General features: G+C 65.2%; 17 protein-coding genes. 4 read left to right on the top strand and 13 right to left on the bottom strand.

Annotation, left to right across the window (positions count from 1 at the left end; genetic code table 11):
• Positions 1–8 precede the first annotated feature (8 nt).
• The 4 genes from secD to queA all read right to left on the bottom strand — a co-directional run bounded on the left by secD (position 9) and on the right by queA (position 4,586).
• Positions 9–1,877 (bottom strand): protein translocase subunit SecD, encoded by a 1,869-nt coding sequence (gene secD / locus GTP77_RS05050; RefSeq protein ID WP_161071077.1) that lies wholly within the window; start codon positions 1,875–1,877, stop codon positions 9–11.
• A gap of 63 nt (positions 1,878–1,940) precedes the next feature.
• Entirely contained in the window at positions 1,941–2,270 is a 330-nt protein-coding gene (yajC, locus tag GTP77_RS05055; protein WP_161071078.1) for a preprotein translocase subunit YajC, read from the bottom strand.
• 127 nt (positions 2,271–2,397) lie between these two features.
• Positions 2,398–3,537, bottom strand: a complete 1,140-nt coding sequence (tgt, locus tag GTP77_RS05060) for a tRNA guanosine(34) transglycosylase Tgt (protein ID WP_161071079.1) — start codon at positions 3,535–3,537, stop codon at positions 2,398–2,400.
• Positions 3,538–3,545: 8 nt separating this feature from the next.
• Entirely contained in the window at positions 3,546–4,586 is a 1,041-nt protein-coding gene (queA, locus tag GTP77_RS05065; RefSeq protein ID WP_161071080.1) for a tRNA preQ1(34) S-adenosylmethionine ribosyltransferase-isomerase QueA, read from the bottom strand.
• A 66-nt stretch (positions 4,587–4,652) separates the two neighbouring features.
• Here queA and recG point away from each other — a divergent pair, with 66 nt between their 5' ends.
• Together recG and GTP77_RS05075 are read left to right on the top strand one after the other, a co-directional pair.
• Entirely contained in the window at positions 4,653–6,752 is a 2,100-nt protein-coding gene (gene recG, locus GTP77_RS05070) for an ATP-dependent DNA helicase RecG (protein WP_161071081.1), read from the top strand.
• Between the two features lie 52 nt (positions 6,753–6,804).
• Positions 6,805–7,677 (top strand): M23 family metallopeptidase, encoded by an 873-nt coding sequence (locus GTP77_RS05075; RefSeq protein WP_161071082.1) that lies wholly within the window; start codon positions 6,805–6,807, stop codon positions 7,675–7,677.
• A gap of 63 nt (positions 7,678–7,740) precedes the next feature.
• On the opposite strand, the gene GTP77_RS05080 is transcribed toward GTP77_RS05075, so the two are convergent.
• From GTP77_RS05080 to GTP77_RS05120, 9 genes are all read right to left on the bottom strand, one after another.
• Positions 7,741–8,958 carry an MFS transporter gene (locus tag GTP77_RS05080; protein WP_161071083.1) on the bottom strand — a complete coding sequence of 406 codons (1,218 nt, stop codon included), beginning with the start codon at positions 8,956–8,958 and terminating at the stop codon, positions 7,741–7,743.
• A 42-nt stretch (positions 8,959–9,000) separates the two neighbouring features.
• Complete coding sequence (locus tag GTP77_RS05085; protein WP_161071084.1) at positions 9,001–9,993, bottom strand: Gfo/Idh/MocA family protein; 993 nt, start codon at positions 9,991–9,993, stop codon at positions 9,001–9,003.
• A 64-nt stretch (positions 9,994–10,057) separates the two neighbouring features.
• Positions 10,058–10,906: a DUF3025 domain-containing protein gene (locus tag GTP77_RS05090; protein ID WP_161071085.1), complete on the bottom strand. Its 849-nt coding sequence runs from the start codon at positions 10,904–10,906 to the stop codon at positions 10,058–10,060.
• 14 nt (positions 10,907–10,920) lie between these two features.
• Positions 10,921–11,970, bottom strand: a complete 1,050-nt coding sequence (pyrC, locus tag GTP77_RS05095; RefSeq protein ID WP_161071086.1) for a dihydroorotase — start codon at positions 11,968–11,970, stop codon at positions 10,921–10,923.
• A gap of 66 nt (positions 11,971–12,036) precedes the next feature.
• Positions 12,037–13,476 carry an amidohydrolase family protein gene (locus tag GTP77_RS05100; RefSeq protein WP_187358607.1) on the bottom strand — a complete coding sequence of 480 codons (1,440 nt, stop codon included), beginning with the start codon at positions 13,474–13,476 and terminating at the stop codon, positions 12,037–12,039.
• A 32-nt stretch (positions 13,477–13,508) separates the two neighbouring features.
• The gene (locus GTP77_RS05105) at positions 13,509–14,201 is read right to left on the bottom strand and encodes an amino acid ABC transporter permease (RefSeq protein WP_161071087.1); all 693 of its coding nucleotides are present in this window, start codon (positions 14,199–14,201) and stop codon (positions 13,509–13,511) included.
• Between the two features lies 1 nt (position 14,202).
• Positions 14,203–14,955 (bottom strand): amino acid ABC transporter permease, encoded by a 753-nt coding sequence (locus GTP77_RS05110; protein ID WP_161071088.1) that lies wholly within the window; start codon positions 14,953–14,955, stop codon positions 14,203–14,205.
• Positions 14,956–14,976: 21 nt separating this feature from the next.
• The gene (locus GTP77_RS05115) at positions 14,977–15,933 is read right to left on the bottom strand and encodes an amino acid ABC transporter substrate-binding protein (protein WP_161071089.1); all 957 of its coding nucleotides are present in this window, start codon (positions 15,931–15,933) and stop codon (positions 14,977–14,979) included.
• A gap of 131 nt (positions 15,934–16,064) precedes the next feature.
• Positions 16,065–16,790, bottom strand: coding sequence for an amino acid ABC transporter ATP-binding protein (locus tag GTP77_RS05120; RefSeq protein WP_161071090.1), 726 nt, complete (start codon positions 16,788–16,790; stop codon positions 16,065–16,067).
• Positions 16,791–16,985: 195 nt separating this feature from the next.
• Here GTP77_RS05120 and GTP77_RS05125 point away from each other — a divergent pair, with 195 nt between their 5' ends.
• Both GTP77_RS05125 and GTP77_RS05130 read left to right on the top strand, forming a co-directional pair.
• The gene (locus tag GTP77_RS05125; RefSeq protein ID WP_161071091.1) at positions 16,986–18,245 is read left to right on the top strand and encodes a dicarboxylate/amino acid:cation symporter; all 1,260 of its coding nucleotides are present in this window, start codon (positions 16,986–16,988) and stop codon (positions 18,243–18,245) included.
• 126 nt (positions 18,246–18,371) lie between these two features.
• The gene (locus GTP77_RS05130; protein ID WP_161071092.1) at positions 18,372–18,884 is read left to right on the top strand and encodes a hypothetical protein; all 513 of its coding nucleotides are present in this window, start codon (positions 18,372–18,374) and stop codon (positions 18,882–18,884) included.
• Positions 18,885–18,887 lie beyond the last annotated feature (3 nt).

Consider the following 18,887-nt stretch of genomic DNA (forward strand, 5'->3'; position numbering starts at 1 on the left):
CTGTACGGTTATTTCGACTGGCCTGGAACCCAGACCGTGCCGATGGCGATGGACTGCAGCTTTTTCTTGCGGCCGTACCACAGGTTAACGACGCCGCGCGACACGAAGACGGCGGAGAACATCGAGGTCAGAATGCCCAGGCAGTGCACCACGGCGAAGCCGCGCACGGCGCCCGAACCGAACACCAGCAGCGCCAGGCCGACGATCAGCGTGGTGACGTTGGAGTCCAGGATGGTGGCGAAGGCGCGGTCGAAGCCGGCCGCAATGGCCGCCTGCGGCGAGTTGCCGGCGCGCAGTTCCTCGCGGATGCGCTCGTTGATCAGCACGTTGGCGTCAATCGCCATACCCAGCGCCAGCGCGATAGCGGCGATGCCCGGCAGGGTCAGCGTGGCCTGCATGGTCGACAGCAGCGCGATCAGCAGCAGCAGGTTGACGCCCAGCGCCAGCACGCTGAAGAAGCCGAACATCATGTAGTAGATGATCATGAACACGGCGATGGCGGCAAAGCCGTACACCATGGACAGCTGGCCCTTCTTGATGTTCTCGGCGCCCAGCGCGGGACCGACGGTGCGTTCCTCGATCACGGTCATCGGGGCGTACAGCGCGCCGGAGCGCAGCAGCAGCGCCAGCTCGGCCGAGTTCTCGGCGTTGCCCATGCCGGTGATGTTGAAGCTGCTACCCAGTTCGCTCTGGATGGTGGCGACCGACAGCACTTCCGGCTTGCCCTTCTGTTCGTACAGCACGATGGCCATTTTCTTGCCCACGCGTTCGCGGGTGGCTTCGCGCATCTTGCGGCCGCCGTCGCCGTTCAGGTCGATCGACACGGCAGGCTGCTGGTTCTGGTCGAAGCTGGCGGTGGCGCGCGAGATGTAGTCGCCGGTCAGCACGATGTCCTTCAGCAGCACCACAGGCACGCCTTTGCCGACGGTGAACAGCTCGGAGTTGAACGGCACGGCCGCCTGCAGCTCGGTGCCGGGGGTGACGGTTTCGTCGACCATGCGCACTTCCAGGGTGGCGGTGCGGCCGATAATGGCCTTGGCGCGCGCCACGTCCTGCACGCCGGGCAGCTGGACCACGATGCGGTCCGGGCCTTGCTGCTGGATCACCGGCTCGGACACGCCCAGTTCATTGACGCGCTTGGACAGCGTGGCGATGTTCTGGCGTACGCCGTTGTCCATGGCTTCCTTCAGCGCGGCCGGCTTCAGGCTCAGCGTGAGCAGCAGGTCGGCGCCGTCGGCGCTATCGGCCATGGTCAGGTCGGGCTGCTGGTCGGCGATGACGGTGCGGGCGGCGCTGCGGGTGGCGGCGTCGCGGAACTTCACCTCGACGGTGTTGCCCTTGCGCTCGATGCCGGCGTGGCGCACGCTCTTGTCGCGCAGCTGGCTGCGCACGGCGGTCTGGATGCCCTGCACGCGCTTGTCCAGCGCGGCCTGCACGTCCACCTGCATCAGGAAGTGCACGCCGCCGCGCAAGTCCAGGCCCAGGTACATCGGCAGCGCGCGGATGCTCTGCATCCAGCGCGGCGTGTTGGCCGTGAGGTTGTTGGTGACGATGTAGGCCGGGTCTTCCGCATCCGGATTGAGGGCGCGTTCCAGCGCCAGCTTGGCCTTGAATTGGGTGTCGGTGTCGGCAAAGCGCACGCGCACCGAGCTGTGGGTGCCGGTGCCGTCCAGGGTCACGGCCTCATGGGCCAGTTTCTCCTGCTTGAGCAGGCTGTCCACGCGGCCGCTCAGCTCGCTGCTGACCTTGACGGTGGACTTGCCGCTGGTGACCTGCAGCGCCGGCGACTCGCCGAAATAGTTGGGCGCCGTATACAGTGCGCCCAGCAGCACGCTAATGGCGATGACGATGTACTTCCAGACAGGATAGCGATTCATATATTCTGCGTTCCAGAGAGACTGAAACGGGCCGCGTATGCTGGATAGGCGGCCCGGTGTGGTTTACAGCGCTTTCAGCGTGCCCTTAGGCAGCAGCGTGGTGACCGATGGCTTTTGCACCACGATCTCGGTGCCGGCGGCCACTTCCAGGGTCACGTAGACATCGGTCACTTTGGAGACCTTGCCCAGGATGCCGCCGGCGGTGACGACTTCGTCGCCCTTGGCCAGCGCGTCCATCATCGCCTTCTGTTCCTTGGCGCGTTTTTGCTGAGGACGGATCATCAGGAAGTACATGACCACGAACATCAGGACCAGCGGCAGGAAGCTGGTGAGATTGCCACCCAGGCCGAGCATGTCGGTAGGGGCTTGAGCGTAGGCATTGGAAATGAACACAGGGACTCCAGTAATATATTAGTTTGAAAAAATAGCGCTGTATTCTAGCACTGGCCGGTCCTGGCTAGACGTTTGGGCTATGTTGGGCCTATAAATGTTTTTACAAGTTTGCAGCTTCCGCGCCACGTCACACGCCACGGGCGCGGTCGGCCTGGAATTGCGCCACCCACGCCGGGAAGCGGTCCTCGTCCAGCGCCTCGCGCATCTGGCGCATGATGTCGAGGTAGTAATGCAGGTTGTGGATGGTGTTCAGGCGCGCGCCCAGGATCTCCTGCGAGCGGTGCAGATGGTGCAGATAGGCGCGCGAGAAGTTGCGGCAGGCGTAGCAGGAGCAGGTTTCGTCCAGCGGCTGCGTGTCTTCTTTATAACGCGCGTTCTTGATCTTGATGTCGCCGAAGCGGGTGAAGATCCAGCCGTTGCGCGCATTCCGGGTCGGCATCACGCAGTCGAACATGTCGATGCCGTTCGAGACGCCGGCCACCAGGTCTTCCGGCGTGCCCACGCCCATCAGGTAGTGCGGCTTGTTGGCCGGCAGGCGCGGGCCGACGTGGGCCAGCACGCGCATCATGTCTTCCTTGGGCTCGCCCACCGACAGGCCGCCGATGGCCAGGCCGGGGAAGTCGATCTCTTCCAGCTTGGCCAGCGACTCGTCGCGCAGGTTCTCGAACATGCCGCCCTGGACGATGCCGAACAGCGCGTTCGGGTTTTCGCCGCGCTTGAACTCGTCCATGGAGCGCTGCGCCCAGCGCAGCGACATGCGCATGGACTTGGCCGCCTCGTCCACCGTGGCCGGACGGCCGTCGATTTCATACGGCGTGCATTCGTCGAACTGCATCACGATGTCCGAGTTCAGCACGCGCTGGATCTGCATCGAGATTTCCGGCGACAGGAACAGCTTGTCGCCGTTGATGGGCGAATTGAAGTGCACGCCCTCTTCCGTGATCTTGCGCATATCGCCCAGCGAGAACACCTGGAAGCCGCCCGAGTCGGTCAGGATGGGCTTGTCCCAGCCCATGAAGCCGTGCAGGCCGCCGAACTTGGACATCACGTCGTTGCCGGGGCGCAGCCACAGGTGGAAGGTATTGCCCAGGATGATCTGGGCGCCGATTTCCTTCAGCTCCAGCGGCGACATGGCTTTCACCGAGCCGTAGGTGCCGACCGGCATGAAAATCGGGGTCTGCACCTCGCCGTGGTTCAGTTTCACGGTGCCGCGGCGGGCCTTGGTCAAGCCGGTGGTGTCGGTCTTGATGAGTTTAAATTCCAGCATAGTAATCCTTAGTGTGCTCGGGCTTGCGTGGTCAGCAGCATCGCATCGCCGTAGCTGAAGAAGCGGTATTCGTTGGCGATCGCGTGGGCGTAGGCCAGGCGGATCTCGTCAAAACCGGCGAAAGCCGACACCAGCATCAGCAGGGTCGATTTCGGCAGGTGGAAATTGGTAATCAGCCGGGTCACCGTCTTGAACTGGTAGCCGGGCGTGATGAACAGGTTGGTGTCGCCGCTGCCCGCTTCCAGCGCGCCGCCCTGCGAGGCCGATTCCAGTGCGCGCAGGCTGGTGGTGCCCACGGCAACCACGTCCCGGCCGGCGGCGCGGGCGGCGCGGGCCGCGTCCACCGTGGCTTGCGGCATGGTGTACCACTCCGTGTGCATCTTGTGCTCGGCCAGGTTCTCGGTGCGCACCGGCTGGAAGGTGCCGGCGCCCACGTGCAGGGTGACGTAGGCGAAGTTCACGCCCTTGTCCCTGAGCTTTTGCAGCAGCGCTTCGTCGAAGTGCAGGCCGGCCGTGGGCGCGGCGACGGCGCCCGGCACCTTGTTGAACACGGTCTGGTAGCGGGTTTCGTCGAATTCGTCGGCGGCGTGCTCGATGTAGGGCGGCAGCGGCAGGCGGCCGTGCGCTTCGATCAGCTCGAACACGTCGTCTTCAAAGTGCAGGGTGTAGAACTCGCCGGCGCGCTCGCCGACGGTGACGTCGAAAGCGTCCGCCAGGCGTATCTTCACGCCGGGGCCGGGCGACTTGGAGGCGCGCACCTGGGCCAGCACGGTGCGGGTGTCCAGCACGCGCTCAACCAGGGCCTCGACCTTGCCGCCGCTGTCCTTGACGCCGAAGAAACGGGCTTTCAGCACGCGGGTGTCGTTCATCACCAGCAGGTCGCCGGCCTGGAGCTGGTCCAGGATATCGGTGAACTGGCGGTCGTGCAGCGCGAAGGCTGCGCCTTGTCCGTCCACGTGCAGCAGGCGCGATGCGCTGCGGTCCGGCAGCGGAAATTGCGCTATGCGCTCCTGTGGCAAGTTAAAATCGAAATCTGATAGAGAATACATGACGCACTTCTGAAACTGTTGGGCAACCCTCTATTTTACGCTAGTAGCCCGCAAAGCATCTGAAATATGCCCGTACCGACGCAAAAACCTGTCAAAAAACCACCAGCTAACGTACGCAAAAGCGGCGGCAAGCTCACCGCCGCCAACGCCGAAGCCAAGCTCGCCAAACTGGGCCTGCGCACCGATATGGACCTGGTGCTGCACCTGCCCATGCGCTACGAGGACGAAACGCAGGTCTTCACCATCGCCGACGCCTGCCTGCGCGGCGGGCAGACCTGGCAGGTGGAAGGCGTGGTCACGAAGAACGAAATCGGCTTCAAGCCGCGCCGCCAGCTGCTGGTGCACATCGCAGACGAAACGGGCGACATCCAGCTGCGCTTCATGAATTTCTACGGCAGCCAGGTCAAGCAGCTGGCCGAGGGCACGCGGATACGGGCGCGCGGCGAAGTGAAGCATGGCTTCTTCGGCGCCGAGATGGTGCACCCGGTTTATAAAGTCATCAACGAAGGCGCGCCGCTACCCGCCTCCCTCACGCCGGTCTACCCGTCCGGCGAAGGCCTGCCGCAGTACATCCTGCGGCGCGCCATCACCGACGCCATGAAGCGCGTGGACTGGACCGACACCCTGCCTGCGGAGCTGGTGCGGCGCATGCACCTGAGCGACTTTGAACCCGCCGTGCGCCTGCTGCACTACCCCACGCCGGAAGTGGACGAGCACGCGCTGATGGACCGCTCGCATCCTGCCTGGACGCGGGTGAAGTTCGACGAACTGCTGGCGCAGCAGCTGTCCTTGAAGCGCGCGCAGCAGGCGCGCCGCTCCAAGGGCGCGGCCGCGCTAAAGAAAGTGGGCCAGCTGTCGAAAGCCTTCCAGGCCGCGCTGCCCTTCAAGCTGACCAATGCGCAGCAGCGTGTGCTGGACGAGATACGCGCCGACCTGCGCCAGCAGTACCCGATGCAGCGCCTGCTGCAGGGCGACGTGGGCGCGGGCAAGACCGTGGTGGCCGCGCTGGCGGCAGCGCAAGCCATCGACAGCGGCTACCAGGCCGCGCTGATGGCGCCCACCGAGATCCTGGCCGACCAGCACTTCCGCAAGATCGCCGCGTGGATGGAACCGCTGGGCGTGAAGGTGGTGTGGCTGACGGGCAGCCTGAAGAAAAAGGAAAAGACGCTGGCCACCGAACTGGTGGAATCCGGCGAGGCGCGGCTGGTAATCGGCACCCACGCGCTGATACAGGACACGGTGCGGTTCGAGAACCTGGGCCTGGTGATCGTGGACGAGCAGCACCGCTTCGGCGTGGGCCAGCGCCTCACGCTGCGCAACAAGGGCAACGAGGGCGCCATTCCGCACCAGCTGATGATGTCCGCCACACCCATCCCGCGCACGCTGGCGATGACTTATTACGCCGACCTGGAAGTGTCCGTGATCGACGAGCTGCCGCCGGGCCGCACGCCCATCGTCACGCGCGCCATCGACCAGAACCGGCGCGACGAGGTGGTGGCCCGCGTGCACGCGGCGGCGCAGGAGGGGCGGCAAGTGTACTGGGTCTGCCCGCTGATCGAGGAATCCGAAGCGCTGCAATTGCAGACCGCCACCGAGACCCACCAGCTGCTGGCCGAAGCGCTGCCGGACCTGAACGTGGGCCTGGTGCACGGCCGCCTCAAGCCCGCCGAGAAGCAGGCCATCATGGACGCCTTCAGCGCCAACGAGATGCAGGTGCTGGTGGCCACCACCGTGATCGAGGTGGGCGTGGACGTGCCGAACGCCTCGCTGATGGTGATCGAGCACGCCGAGCGCTTCGGCCTGTCGCAGCTGCACCAGCTGCGCGGGCGCGTGGGCCGGGGCTCGGCGGCCAGCGTGTGCCTGCTGCTGTATCAAAGCCCGCTGGGCCAGATCGCCAAGCAGCGCTTGATGACCATGCGCGAAACCACGGACGGCTTCGAGATCGCACGGCGCGACCTGGAGATACGCGGTCCGGGCGAATTCCTGGGCTCACGCCAGAGCGGCCAGGCCATGCTGCGCTTCGCCGACCTGGAAACCGACGGCTGGCTGGTGGACCAGGCGCGCGACACCGCCCACGCCCTGCTGCACGACCCGGGCAGCGCGGAAATCGTGGAAACCCACCTGGAACGGTGGCTGGGCGGACGGGAAGAATTCCTGAAAGTGTAAAACTTGTAAAAAGTTGCAAGCGGGAACAGGCTGTGCGAAACTCGCCCACCTTATGCGCAAAATTTCCACTTCCCTCCTGTCCCTGGCCGTAGCCGCAGCCTGCCTGCAGCTGGCCCAGTCCGCACACGCAGAGCAGCAGGCCGCAGGCGCGGCAACGGCGGCCATGACAACGGCGGCGGCCACGCCGTCGGCAGCCCCCGCCGGCGCAGCGGCCCCTGCCGCCGTGCCTGTGCCCGTGACGGCGCCAACTCCGGCGCCGGCAGCGGCGGACAAGTCGGCCAAGTCGAAATGGCTCTGGCCCCTGGAAAGCGCGAAAGCGCGCGTGAGCAGCTTCTTCGGCGCGTTGCGCGGCCGCCGCGCCCATGGCGGCGTGGACATCTCCACCCCGGTCGGCACGCCCGTGAAGGCGACCGACAGCGGCGTGGTGGTGGCCTCCACCAACCGCTACGAAGGCGACAAGAAATACGGCGAAGTGGTGGTGATTGAACACCTGAACGGCTTCAAATCGCTGTACGCGCACCTGAACACGCGCGACGTGAAAGTGGGCGACGAAGTGGTGGCAGGCCAATCCATCGGCCAGTCCGGCAAGACCGGGCACTCAACCGGCCCGCACCTGCACCTGGAAGCGTTCTACAACGGCGCCCGCACCGATCCGAAAAACCTGCTGGCCGGCCTGGAAGAAACCGCACTGCCCTCCGCGCTGAGCGCAAAGCAGTACACCTCCACCGACGGCAGCTTTGTCACCAAAGCGCCCTACGTGGCGCCGGCCAAAGCCGGCAAGGCAGGTAAATCGGGCAAAGGCGCCAAAACGGAAAAAACCGGCAAGACCGGCAAATCCGACAAAGCCAAATCCTCCAAGGCCTCGTCTCAGAAGCACATCACGAACCGCGCGCCCAAGTCCAGCAAGAAGTCCGGCCGCAAATAAGCCAGGAACACAAGCGCAAGCGCGCCCGCCACCGCCGCCCGTATCAGCCAGGTTTTCATCAGGCTACGCGGGCTTGAGCGCACCGCGCGCCAGAGCGCGTTCGTCCACCGGCAGATTCGCCAGCCCCGCCATCACGCCCAGCGCGATCGCAATCCCCCACACCACGTTGTAATTGCCCTGCAAGGCAAACAGATAGCCGCCCAGCCACACGCCGAGGAAGCTGCCTATCTGGTGCGAGAAGAACACCACGCCCGCCAGCATGGACATATGCTTGACGCCGAAAATGCCCGCGATGATGCCGTTCGTGAGCGGCACCGTGGACAGCCAGATAAAGCCCATCGCAGCCGCGAACAAGTACACCGATATGGACGACAGGGGCGCCAGCAGGAACAGCGTGATCACGATGGAACGGATGAAGTAGATCCCGGACAGCAGGTAGCGCTTGGGCACCATGCCGCCCCACTTGCCAGCGTAGAAGGAGCCGAAAATATTGAACAGGCCGATCAGCGCCAGCGCCATCACGGCGATCCTGGGATCGGTCACGCCCTTGTCCTTCAGGTAGGCCGGCAGGTGCACCGCGATGAACACCACCTGGAAGCCGCACACGAAATAGCCCGCCACCAGGAACAGGAAGGAGCGGTTGCGCAGCGCCTCGCCGAAAGCCTCGCCTATGCTCTGCTGCGCGCTGCCCGCATGGACCACCGGCGGCTCGCGCAGGAAGAAAGCCATCGGCACCATGGCGATAATCACCGCCGCCGCCAGCAGGTAGAAGGCGCTCTGCCAGCCCACCGAGGAAATCAGGTACTGCTCCAGCGGCATCATGAGGAACTGGCCGAAGGAGCTGGCAGCGCCGGATACGCCGAAAGCCCATGAGCGCCGCTCCACCGGCGCCACGCGGCCGATGATGCCGCTGACCGCGCCAAACGCCGTGCAGGCCAGTCCCAGGCCGATGAACACGCCTGAGCCGACGATGAACAGCGTGGGCTGCGTAACGAGCGCCATCCACACCAGGCCCGCCATATAGCTGACCGCGCCGGCCAGCACCACGCGCATGGTGCCGAAGCGGTCCGCCGCCATGCCGGCAAAGGGACCGAAGGCGCCCCACATCAGGTTCTGCAAGGCCAGCGCCAGCGAGTAGGTCTCGCGGGTCCAGCCGTTGGCTTCCGAGATGGGCTGCATCCAGAAGCCGAAGCCGTGGCGCACGCCCATGGCCAGCGTCAGCACGACGCCGCTGGCAAGCAGCACGGATTTGAGCGACGGCGCGCGGTCGGATGTGAACATGGCTGGTCCCCTGGTTGTTTTTTGTTGTGCTACCTGTTGTGCTTAGCGCTGCGAGTCGGCGCTGTAACGCACGCCGATCTGGGCACGCATGGTGTCGAGTATGCCCATCAGCGCTACGCTTTCGTCCAGCGGCATGACCGGGCTTTCCAGCAGGCCTGCGCGCAGGCAGCGCACCACCTCGGCCGCTTCATGCGGGTAGCCGTTGCCGCTGCGCGGAATATGCAATTCGGTCTTGCTGCCGTCCAGCAGCCCCACGGTGATGGAGTTGGTGTAGTGGAAGCGGGAGTTCAGGCGCACATAGCCCTTGTCGCCGGAGATGGTCAGTTCGCACGGCGAGGCGGCGCGCAGGCTGGAGAGGCAGGACGAAACCGCGCCGCTTTCGTGCTGCAGCGTGAACGAGGCCTGCACGTCCACGCCGGTGGCGCCCAGTTCGCCCACTGCCTGCACCGAGGCCACGGGGCCGAGGAAGAAGGCCGACAGCGACAGCGGGTAGATGCCCAGGTCGAGCAGCGAGCCGCCGCCCAGCTCGGGGTTGAACAGGCGGTGCTCGGGACCGGCGCTGGCGGCAAAGCCGAAGTCCGCCGTCACGCCGGCGGGCTTGCCGATCTCGCCGCTGTCGACGATGCGCTTGGCTTCCACGATGGCGGGCATGAAGCGGCTCCACATCGCTTCCATCATGAACAGTTTTTTGGCGCGCGCCAGGGCGACGATTTCCTCGGCCTGCCAGCGCGTGATGGTGAACGATTTTTCCACCAGCAGGGCCTTGCCCGCGTTCAGGCACATGATGGCGTTCTCGTAGTGCATGGGGTGCGGCGTGGCGATGTAGATGACGTCCACGTCCGGGTCATCGGCCAGCGCCTGGTAGCTGCCGTGGCAGCGCGGCACGCCGTATGCGGCGCCGAACTGCTGCGCGCCCTCCATGGTGCGCGATGCTACCGCTACCAATTCGGCGCCATCGGTGTCGCGCAGGCCTTCAGCCATCGCCTTGGCGATTTTGCCCGTGCCCAGAATGCCCCAGCGGATTACCTTGTCCATTGTCTTTTCACTTTCTGCCGCTCGGGCGGCGCTTGGCGGGTTACGCGCTGCGCGCTAACCCGCCCTACGGTGTTGGTACGGTTTTGACGCCGTGTTCGTTCGGTTTTCGTTTCGGGCGGAAGACCGCCGCGTCGCTATAAAATTCTTCGTCCTGCTGCGGCCACCATCCGGGCACGCCGAGCACCGGCAGCGGCGTGAAGCCCGTTTTGCTCAGCCCTTCCTGCGCCAGCGCTTGCGCCACTTGCGCGTCCAGCCAGGCTTGCTGGCCGGCGCGGTCCAGCGCGAAGTAGCCGTCGTCCGCCATCACGATGCGCGTGTGGGCGGTGATGGCCTTGTACGGCGCCACCAGCTTTTCCATCAGCGCATGGCCGAACAGCCAGACCTGCGCGTCCGTGCCGAACAGCGCGCGCAGCTCGACGAAGGCCGCGCGCCATTCGTGGCCGCGCAGCGCCTGCACCAGCGCCCTGCCCTGCTCGCAGTCGCGCACCACCAGCAGCGCGGCGTTCTCGTCGAACAGCGTGGCGGCGTCGCGGGCCGGGCCGCGCGATTTGCCGACGCCGTCCTGCGCGATCTGCGCGGCCTGCAGGGCGTTCAGCTGGCGCTTGATGAGCGGGAAGCTGAGCCACACCAGCGCGTTGAAGAAGTCGTGCAGGTTTTCGCGCGTGGGTACGCCGCCCGTGGCGCCGATGAACTCCTCGTAGGCCACGCCTTCCGGCAGCGCACTCTGCGGCACGAAGGCCAGCGGCAGCCCTTGATGATTGCACAATTTTCGCGCGCTTGCTTGCGCGCTGAAGAAGGGGATGATGCTGGCCGCGCCGGAGTCCGATTCAAAATCCGTATCGACGCCCGCCGCCGCAGCGGCGGCGCGCACCGAATGCAGCCAGGGGCGCGCCCAGTCGATTGCTGAAAACACGCTGGCTACAGGCCTCAGGCCATCTTCCAGTTGATGGTTTCGCCCGCGTTCAGCGGCACCACTTCCAGGTCGCCCAGCGGCAGCGTGGCAGGCAGCGTCCATTGTTCGCGGCGCAGGGTGATGGTGCCTGCGTTCGGCTCCAGGTTGTAGAAGGCAGGGCCGTTCAGGCTGGCGAAGGCTTCCAGCTTGTCCAGCGCGCCGGCGCGCTCGAAGGCTTCGGCGTACAGCTCCATCGCGTGCAGCGCGGTGTAGCAGCCGGCGCAGCCGCAGGCGTGCTCTTTCAGGCCTTGCGGGTGCGGCGCGGAGTCGGTGCCCAGGAAGAAGCGCTCGTCGCCGCTGGTGGCGGCCGTCATCAGCGCCAGGCGGTGCTCTTCGCGCTTCAGGATAGGCAGGCAGTAGTAGTGCGGACGGATGCCGCCCTTGAAGATCTCGTTGCGGTTGTACAGCAGATGGTGCGCGGTGATGGTGGCGGCGATAGGGCCTTCCGCTTCGGCCACGTACTCGGCGGCCTGGCGCGTGGTGATGTGCTCGAACACCACTTTCAGTTCCGGGAAGTCCTTGCGCAGCGGACGCATGACGCGTTCGATGAAGACGGCCTCGCGGTCGAACACGTCCACGTCCGGATCGGTCACTTCGCCGTGCACCAGGAAAGGCAGATCCAGTTCCTGCATCACTTCCAGCGTCTTGTAGCAGTTTTTCAGGTCGGTCACGCCGGCGTCCGAGTTGGTGGTGGCGCCTGCCGGGTACAGCTTCACGGCGTGCACAAAGCCGCTGTCGACGGCGCGGCGGATTTCGTCCGGCTCGGTGTTATTGGTCAGGTACAGCGTCATCAGCGGCTCGAACTGCACGCCAGCCGGCAGCGCGGCCAGGATGCGGCTGCGGTAGGCTTCGGCGGCGGCCACGGTGGTGACCGGCGGCTTCAGGTTGGGCATGACGATGGCGCGGCCGAACTGGCGCGCGCTGTGCGGCAGCACGCTGGCCATGGTGGCGCCGTCGCGCAGGTGCAAATGCCAGTCGTCTGGGCGGATGATGGTGATGCTGTCTGGGGTTGCAATGTTGGACATGGCGGCTGCTCTCAGTGAGGAATGCCGCCATTTTACCCGTTCATGGCGTGAAATACCCGCCGCAGCTTATGGCTGCGCAGCCACCCAGGCTTTCACATCGGCCAGCATCTTGTCGAGCGCGGCGCGGTCGTAGGGGGCGCCGCGGCTGACCACCATGCGGATCCGGCGGGTGGCGGCGATGTCTTGCAGCGGGTCCGCGTCCAGCACCAGCAGGTCGGCGGCTTTGCCTTCGGCCACGCTGCCGTAGCGGTCCAGCTTGCCCAGGAAACGCGGACCGGCGACGACGGCGCTTTGCAGCGCTTGCGCCGGCGTGAGGCCGTATTTCACGTACAGGCCGATTTCGTCATGCAGCGCCTGGCCGGGGTAGTCGAAGGAGTTCAGGAAGCCCGCGTCCGTGCCGGCGACAATGCTGACGCCCTCCTGCGCCAGTATCGGCAGCAGCGAGGCGGACTTTTCAAAGATGGCGTGGCGCAGGGCGATGGCTTCCGGACCGTCCTTGGCGGCGCGCTGCACGCGCCAGTCGTAGGTGGCGCGCAGGCCTTTGCCGATGTATTGCAGGTAGGCGTCCTTGCTATGGTCGTTCTTGTCCAGGTAGGCGGTGACGTAGGAGCCGTAGAGCGTGGGCACCACGGCGGTGCCTGCGGCGGCCATGCGCTTGAAGGCGGCGCGCGCGGTAGCTTCGTCGTAGCTTTCCAGGCTCAGTTTCACGGCTTCGCGGCCGGTCAGCTTGCCGTCGGCCACCTGCGCGGTCAGCTCGGCTTCGCGCGGCGTGGCGGCGCGCAGCAGGTAGGACTGGTGCTCCACCGTGCCCAGGCCCGCGTCGAACATGGTGCCCAGCGTGAGCTGCACGGGGATGTGGCCGGACGTGCGCATGCCGCGGTCCCTGGCCTGCTTCAGCGCTTCCAGGTACATGGCCGGCGCGAGGGTGTTTTCGGTGATCTTCACGAAGTCCACTTTCTGGCCCTGCAGCTTGTCCAGCGCGGCGCTCACTTCGGCCGGCGTGCCGACTTCGATGGTGCCCTTCCACAGCGGCTTGTAGCCTTCCAGCTTCTGGCCGGACGTGAAGATGGTGGGGCCGCTCATCTTGCCCGACGCCACCTGCGCGCGCCAGTCCAGCACCGTGTCCGCCAGGTCGCCCGCGCAGTCGCGCACCGCCGTGATGCCGTGCGCCAGGTACAGCGGCATGAGCTGTTTGTTTTCTTCGATCAGCTCGGGGCCGCCGCCGAAGTGCATATGCGTGTCCCACAGGCCGGGCATCAGGTATTTGCCGGGCAGGCGTATGGTCTTTTTCGGCGCGTAGTTTTTCAGCGCCTTGTCGTCCACCACGGCCAGGATGGTGTCGCCCTTGAGCACCACGGACTTGCCCTTGACGGCCTTGCCGGCGGCAACGTCGATCAGCGTGGCCTGGGTCAGCACCAGGTCGGCGGCGATCTTGTCGGCGGCGTGCGCGCTGGCGAGCAGGCCAAGCGCGAGCAGCGCGGCGGAGAGGGTTTTCATCGATGGCATGGCGGCTCCCTAAAAATTCAAGTGCGCGCATATTACCGGATGATGGCCACTTTGCGCTGCAGGCGGCGCACCAGCCAGGACAGGGCGCTGCAGGCCACGAAATACACCACCGCCACGAACAGATACATTTCCACCAGCCGCCCGTCGCGCTGCGCCACCTTGCTGGCGGCGCCGACGAAGTCCGCCACCGACAGCACGTACACCAGCGACACGTCCTGGAACAGCACAATGGTTTGAGTGAGCAACACCGGCAGCATATTGCGGAAGGCCTGCGGCAGGATCACGTGGCCCATCACCTGCCAGTAGCCCATGCCCAGCGCCTGCGCCGCCAGCATCTGCCCGCGCGCCACGGACTGTATGCCGCCGCGCATAATCTCGCAGTAGTAGGCGGCCTGGAACAGGATGAAGGTGATCAGCGCGGACCAGAACGCGCCCACCTTCACCGGCTCGGGCGAGCCGATAATCCAGGCGCCGATATAGGGCACCAGGAAGTAGAACCAGAAGATCACCAGCACCAGCGGCACCGCGCGCATCAGGTTCACATAGCCTGCGGCCAGCAGGGACAACGCGCGGATGGACGACAGGCGCCCCAACGCCAGCAGGGTGCCCAGCACCACGCCGCCCAGCATGGCGAATACGGTGAGCTCCAGCGTGAACAGCATGCCGACCTGGAACAGGTAGGCCCAGGAGCGGCCGATGACGTCGAAGTCAAAGCCGGCGAACATCTCAACGTCCCCCGCCGGACTGCAAGGTGCCGGGCAGCGCCAGCTTGCGTTCGACCAGGTGCATCAGCCCCACCACGATGATGTTCACGGTGACGTAGATCAGCGTGGCTGCGGAAAACGCCTCGAACACCTGGAAGGAGAATTCCTGGATGGCGCGCGCGCTGGCGGTAAGCTCGATCAGGCCGATGGTGAGCGCGATGGAACTGTTCTTGATAATGTTGAGGAATTCGCTGGTGAGCGGCGGCAGGATGATGCGGAAAGCCAGCGGCAGCAGCACGTAGCGGTAGGCCTGCCAGCGCGACAGGCCCAGCGCCAGCGCCGCCGTGCCCTGCCCGCCGGACAAGGCCTCGATGCCGGCCGTAACCTGCACCGCCACCCGCGCCGAGGTGTAGAAGCCGAGCGAAATCACGGCGGTGACGAAGGGCGCGTTCGGCAGCGACTTGAGCCAGGCGCCGGTATCGGCCGGCACCAGCTCGGGCATGACGAAGTACCACAGGAACATCTGCACCAGCAGCGGCACGTTGCGGAACAGTTCAATGTAGGCGGTGCCGAGGCGGCGCAGCAGCGCGCCGCTGCGCGTGGGCGGCAAGGTGCGCGCGGTGCCGATCAATACGCCCAGCGCCAGCGCCATGATCCAGCCGCACAGCGACGCGGCCAGCGTCCATTGCAGGCCGTCCACCAGCGTCTCCCAGTAGGTGTGGACGCCGTCCGGCGAGTCCTCCCAGAAGATGCGCCAGTTCCAGTGATAGTTCATGCTGTGGACGCCCGCGCCGGCTTATTTCTTCTTCTTGGCGGCGGCTTGCTGCGCGGCCGGCACCGCCGCCGCACTGGCCACATAGGCGGCCGGATCGGGCGAATCCGTCGGCTTGGCCAGCACGGCCTGCAACTGCGGCGGCATGGGGAAATTCAGGTTGATGCCCTTGGGCGGGATGGGCGACATGAACCACTTGTCGTACAGCTTCTTGAAGTCCTCGCTCTGGTAGAAGCGCGTCAGCGTGGCGTCCACCAGCTGCTTGAAGGCGGGGTCGTCGCGGCGCAGCATGATGCCGTAGGGCTCGACCGACAGCGCCTCCTTGGTGATCTCGTAGTCGCCGGGATTCTTGGACGCGGCCACCTGCGCGGCCAGCAGGATATCGTCGTTGGCCTGCGCGGCGGCGCGGCCGGTTTCCAGCATCAGGAAGGACTCGGGATGGTCCTTGCCTATCATGATGGTCATGCCCAGGTTCATCTCGCTGTTCAGGATGGTCATCTGCTTGAGCGTGGTGGTGCCGGCGGTGGCCACCAGGGTCTTGCCCTTCATGTCGGCCAGGCTGCGGATGCCGGAGCCCTTCTTGACCAGCAGCTTGTTGGCCACCACGAACATGGTGGGCGCGAAGGCCACCTGCTTCTGGCGCTCGGCGTTGTTGGTGGCGGAGCCGCATTCAAGGTCGATGGTGCCGTTGGCCATGAGGGGAATGCGGTTGGCGGGCGTGACCGGATTCATGGTCACCTTCACCGACGTCAGGCCCAGCTGCTTCTGCGCGGCGGTGACGATTTTCATGCACAGGTCGACCGAGTAGCCCAGGTATTGCTGCTTGTCGTCCAGGTAGGAAAACGGCACCGACGCGTCGCGCACGCCCAGTGTGATGGCGCCGGTGCGCTTGATCTTGGCCAGGGTGCCGGTGAGTTCTTGCGCTGCGGCCGAAACGGAAGCCGCGCATGTCAGGATAGCCAGCAGTGTTTTCAACGTCATGATTCCTCCGGTAAGAAGTTCAACAACGTGAGGCGCCACAATGGCGGGTTACGCGCTGCGCGCTAACCCGCCCTACAAGATGTCGGCCCGTAGGGCGGGTTAGCGCAGAGCGCGTAACCCGCCAGCGCCGCCTAATGAATAATGCGCGCCAAAAAGTCCCTGGCGCGCTCGGAACGCGGCGCGCCGAAGAAGTCGTCTTTCGAACAGTCCTCCAGGATGCGCCCCTGGTCCATGAACACCACGCGGTTGGCCACCTTCTTCGCAAAGCCCATTTCGTGGGTAACCACCATCATGGTCATGCCTTCCTGCGCCAGGCCCACCATCACATCCAGCACTTCATTGATCATTTCCGGGTCCAGCGCCGACGTCGGCTCGTCAAACAGCATGGCGATCGGGTCCATGGACAGCGCGCGCGCAATGGCCACCCGCTGCTGCTGGCCACCGGACAGCTGGCTGGGGAATTTGTCCTGCTGCGCCAGCAGGCCCACGCGGTCCAGGTATTTCAGGCCGCGCTCATTGGCCTCGTCCTTGCTGCGGCCCAGCACCTTGATCTGGCCCAGCGTGAGGTTATCGCGCACCGACAGATGCGGGAACAGCTCGAAATTCTGGAACACCATGCCGATGCGCGCGCGCAGCGCCGGCAGGTCCGTGCCCTTGGCGCCGACCGAGGTGCCGTCGACGATGATTTCGCCCTGCTGGAACGGTTCCAGGCCGTTGACGGTCTTGATCAAAGTGGACTTTCCCGAGCCGGACGGGCCGCAAATCACCATGACGTCGCCCCTGGCCACGTCGGTGCTGCAGTCGGTGAGCACCTGGAACTGGCCATACCATTTGTTGAGATTTTTTATGGCTATCATTTTTTGCGTTTAAAATTCGCCCCCGCAGGCAGTATTGCGCGCGATGTACTCCGCGCGACACAGTTGCCTTGACACGCATCAGGCGCGCAAGGATACTGCGACACTTGCACAGTTATTAATCAGACCAACAACATTCTACCGGCCATTTACCCAATGGCGCGCAGTTTAGAGACACTACCACAGGAAACCCCGCCTATGAAAACACGCAATAATTTGACAACCTACATCATGGTAAGCCTGGTGCTGGGCATCGTCGTGGGGTATTTCGCCAATGTCAGCCTGGCCAATCCCGGCGCCTTTGCCGAGTATATGTCCTATCTGACCACCATCTTCCTGCGTTTGATCAAGATGATCATCGCTCCGCTGGTATTTGCCACGCTGGTGGTCGGCATTGCGCGCATGGGCGACGCCAAGGAAGTGGGCCGCATCGGCCTGAAAACCCTGGGCTGGTTCTTCATCGCCTCCGTCATGTCGCTGCTGCTGGGCCTCGTCATGGTCAACCTGTTCCGTCCGGGCGACGCGCTGGTGGGCCACCTGCCTGCGGTGACCACACCTTCCGGCATCGCCGCTTCCGGCCTGTCGCTGAAGGAATTCATCACCCACCTGGTGCCGGCCTCCATCGTGGACGGCATGGCCAAGAATGAAATCCTGCAGATCGTGATCTTCTCGCTGTTCTTCGGCACCGCCGCCGCTGCGGTGGGCGTCAAGGCCGAACCGCTGATCGACGCGGTGGACGGCATCGCCCACATCATGCTGAAAGTCACCGGCTACGTGATGAGCTTTGCGCCGGTGGCCGTGTTCGCGGCCGTGGCAGGCACCATCGCCAAAAGCGGTGTCGGCGTGCTGGGCACCTACGGCGTGTTCATGGCCGAGTTCTACCTGAGCATAGGCGTGCTGTGGGGCCTGCTGATCCTGGCCGGCTTCATCTTCCTGGGCCGCCGCATCTTTGCCCTGATGGGCGAACTGAAAGGCCCGGCGCTGCTGGCCTTCTCCACCGCGTCGAGCGAAGCGGCCTATCCGAAAACGCTGGAAGGCCTGGAGCGTTTCGGCGTGCGCAACCGCATCGCCTCCTTCGTGCTGCCGATCGGCTATTCCTTCAACCTGGATGGCTCGATGATGTACTGCACCTTCGCCACCGTGTTCATCGCCCAGGCCTACGGCATTGAAATGCCGCTCGGCACCCAGCTGGCCATGATGGCCGTGCTGATGCTGACCTCCAAGGGCATCGCCGGCGTGCCGCGCGCGTCGCTGGTGGTGATTGCCGCCACCCTGGGCCAGTTCAACATTCCGGAAGCGGGCCTGCTGCTGCTGCTCGGCATCGATCACTTCCTGGACATGGCGCGCTCCGCCACCAACGTCATCGGCAACGGCGTAGCCGCCGCCGTGGTGGCCAAGTGGGAGGGCGAGCTGGTTGCCCCGCTGGACAAGGATCTGTCGGATTCGCCGCTGCCGTAACACGGCGCCGGCTCCGCCCAGGCCATGACGGCCCGGACGCGATTGCGTCCGGGCCGTTTTTCATTGGGGCGCGCGGATTCGCTGCGCCCTGCTAGCATGGCGGCGTCAGCACAACGGGAGCCCCCCATGCGATACCTGCCACTTGGAGCACTACTGATACTCGCCGCCTGCTCGAAGGCGCCGCAGCCTGCCGCGCCATCCGCTGGCGCCGCGCCGGTGCTGTCTTTCGAGGGCTACGGCCCGGTGCATTTCGGCGCGCAGCTGCCGGACGTGGAACAGAAGCTGGGCGCGAAGAGCGTAGCGCTGGGGGCCAACGACCCGGCGTGCAGCATGGTGCGCTTCCCCGGCATCCAGGGCGTGCGCTTCATGGTTGAACAGGGCAAGATCACGCGCGCCGACGCGGACGCCGGCGTCGCAAACAGCCTGGGTATCGCCAGCGGCGACACGCTGGACGCGGCGAAGAAAAAGGCGCCCGCGCTGGCGGTGGGACCGCACAAATACCTGCCCGAAGGCCACTATCTCACCGCCAGCAGTGGCGACGGCAAGGCGGCCATCATCATGGAGGAAGACGGCAAGGCCATCACCAAGATCCGCGCCGGCATGCAGCCTGCGGTGGCTTACGTGGAGACCTGCCTGTAAGCC

The sequence above is a fragment of the Pseudoduganella aquatica genome (genome assembly GCF_009857595.1).
GTDB lineage: Bacteria > Pseudomonadota > Gammaproteobacteria > Burkholderiales > Burkholderiaceae_D > Rugamonas > Rugamonas aquatica_A.

What these genes read in the sequence shown, in the direction of transcription:
- secD (WP_161071077.1), bottom strand. Translation starts at nt 1,877, where the DNA reads ATGAATCGCTATCCTGTCTGGAAGTACATCGTCATCGCCATTAGCGTG.
- tgt (WP_161071079.1), bottom strand. Translation starts at nt 3,537, where the DNA reads ATGCTGGAATTTAAACTCATCAAGACCGACACCACCGGCTTGACCAAG.
- queA (WP_161071080.1), bottom strand. Translation starts at nt 4,586, where the DNA reads ATGTATTCTCTATCAGATTTCGATTTTAACTTGCCACAGGAGCGCATA.
- recG (WP_161071081.1), top strand. Translation starts at nt 4,653, where the DNA reads ATGCCCGTACCGACGCAAAAACCTGTCAAAAAACCACCAGCTAACGTA.
- GTP77_RS05075 (WP_161071082.1), top strand. Translation starts at nt 6,805, where the DNA reads ATGCGCAAAATTTCCACTTCCCTCCTGTCCCTGGCCGTAGCCGCAGCC.
- GTP77_RS05080 (WP_161071083.1), bottom strand. Translation starts at nt 8,958, where the DNA reads ATGTTCACATCCGACCGCGCGCCGTCGCTCAAATCCGTGCTGCTTGCC.
- GTP77_RS05085 (WP_161071084.1), bottom strand. Translation starts at nt 9,993, where the DNA reads ATGGACAAGGTAATCCGCTGGGGCATTCTGGGCACGGGCAAAATCGCC.
- pyrC (WP_161071086.1), bottom strand. Translation starts at nt 11,970, where the DNA reads ATGTCCAACATTGCAACCCCAGACAGCATCACCATCATCCGCCCAGAC.
- GTP77_RS05100 (WP_187358607.1), bottom strand. Translation starts at nt 13,476, where the DNA reads ATGCCATCGATGAAAACCCTCTCCGCCGCGCTGCTCGCGCTTGGCCTG.
- GTP77_RS05105 (WP_161071087.1), bottom strand. Translation starts at nt 14,201, where the DNA reads ATGTTCGCCGGCTTTGACTTCGACGTCATCGGCCGCTCCTGGGCCTAC.
- GTP77_RS05110 (WP_161071088.1), bottom strand. Translation starts at nt 14,955, where the DNA reads ATGAACTATCACTGGAACTGGCGCATCTTCTGGGAGGACTCGCCGGAC.
- GTP77_RS05115 (WP_161071089.1), bottom strand. Translation starts at nt 15,933, where the DNA reads ATGACGTTGAAAACACTGCTGGCTATCCTGACATGCGCGGCTTCCGTT.
- GTP77_RS05120 (WP_161071090.1), bottom strand. Translation starts at nt 16,790, where the DNA reads ATGATAGCCATAAAAAATCTCAACAAATGGTATGGCCAGTTCCAGGTG.
- GTP77_RS05125 (WP_161071091.1), top strand. Translation starts at nt 16,986, where the DNA reads ATGAAAACACGCAATAATTTGACAACCTACATCATGGTAAGCCTGGTG.
- GTP77_RS05130 (WP_161071092.1), top strand. Translation starts at nt 18,372, where the DNA reads ATGCGATACCTGCCACTTGGAGCACTACTGATACTCGCCGCCTGCTCG.